This window comes from Mesorhizobium sp., assembly GCF_024509055.1.
GTDB lineage: Bacteria > Pseudomonadota > Alphaproteobacteria > Rhizobiales > Rhizobiaceae > Mesorhizobium.
In genome coordinates this window covers 1-1,630 of sequence record NZ_JANINM010000348.1, presented here as the reverse complement: position 1 = coordinate 1,630, position 1,630 = coordinate 1, and the positions used below count along the sequence as shown (strand labels likewise).

At 70.1% G+C, this 1,630-nt stretch carries 1 protein-coding gene; it reads right to left on the bottom strand.

Going from position 1 to position 1,630, the window contains the following annotated elements; genetic code table 11:
* Window positions 1–263: 263 nt before the first annotated feature.
* The coding region (locus Q0L57_RS14670) for an NAD(P)-binding domain-containing protein (RefSeq protein ID WP_296743747.1) at window positions 264–1,630 on the bottom strand (1,367 nt) is incomplete at its 5' end.

The following is a 1,630-nucleotide window of genomic DNA, read 5'->3' as shown; positions in this document are numbered from 1 at the left end:
AGGCCGACCAGCCGGCGGTCGTCGAGGCTGTCGCGCTGCGCAAGAAGGCCGCGCGGCTCTGCGCCGACCACAAGCAGGCGCAAGGCATCCGGGCGCTTGCGAATGCCCTCAAGCTGCTCGGCGCGACGCCGGAGGATTCGGGGGAGTGAGCGCCGACCTGCGCCGTTGGCATTCCTTCGCGCCCTCCTCTGCCCTGACAGGCATCTGCCTCACTAGTGGGGGAGATTGGCAGCTGCCACGCCGGCGTCCACTTCCGACCAGCATCAGGCCGCCTCGCCCATCGGCGCCAGCACCGCCTGCTCGATCATCGCCCATCGCGCCGCCTCGTCCGCCGTCATCTCGCCTGAGACGATCGCCCCGAAGGCGGCTGCGTCAGCCTCGGTCCGGGCGGCGGCGTCAGCGAGCCTGTCCGGTCCTTTCAGGCGGAAGGAGGCAGGCGACAGCGGGCCGAACATCAGCGCGCGCTTCAGCTGTGGCCAGCGGCGCGGATCGGGCTCCGCGCCGATCCGGCGGGCGAACAGCACCGCCATGTCGTGCATCAGCACCTGGGGCGGCCCGTTGCGCGCCGTGCGGCTGGCGGCGAGCCGCTCGCCGAGCTCGGTCCGCGACGGCGCCGCGACCCGGCCCGACCAGACATAGCTCAGCCAGCGCGCCTGCAGCTCCAGCACCGGCAGCAAGGGCCCGACCTGGTCATAGAGGCCGATAAAGGCCAGGCCTTCGAGATCGGGATGAAAGGTGTGGTCGGCCAGCGTGGCGTGCTGACCGTCACACTCCAGCGCCTCCGCGATATCGCGGCCGACGAAGGGCAGCGACAGCTCATAGCCCGTGCCCATCACGATGGCGTCGACCTGCTGGCTCGAGCCGTCGGTGAAGAACACGGTCCTTCCATCCACGCGCTCGATCCACGGTCGTGGCGCAATGCGGCCCTCGGCGACCAGCGGCAGATAGTTCTGCGACTGGGTGAGCCCGGCAACGAAGATGTTTTCGTGTGGCCGAGGCGCGCCGAACTGTTCGGGGCTGCCGGAGGTGCCGACGACGAAGCCCTTCAGTCCCGCCGCCAGCATCTCCGGCGGCGTCACCGGACCGGCAAGCGCCGCGAAGCGGGTGAAAGCCAGATGGTCGGCCGGCACGCCGCTGAGCAGCTTTTGCAGCACATAGCGCTGGCGCCGACTGGCGACGCTGACGCCCGCCGCGCCGCCCATCGCCAGTTCCGAGGCAATTTCAAGCGCGCTGATCGAGCAGCCAGTAACCAGCACGGACAGGCCGCGATAGGCAGCGGCGCCGCGGTAATCCATGCTGTGGCAAACGCCGCCGCTGCCGGCAAAGCCGGCAAGGCCCTCGACCCGCGGCAGATGCGGCCGGGTCTGGCGGCCCGTTGCGACCACCACCTTCTCAAAGCGTTCCGCCCGCAGGGCGCCGCCAACGCGCGAGGTGACCAGCCATCCGCCGCCGGGACAACGCTCCAGCCGCTCGACCGGCGACGAGGCACGGATGCGTCCGGCTATGCCCGTCTCGGCCGCGTAGCGTTCGAGATAGGCAAGCATTTCGGCCTGCGTCGGATAGACGGATGTTCCCGGCGCATGGTCGAGGTCGCTGAAGCAGCTCAGCACCCGGCTGGTGTTGGTGCGCA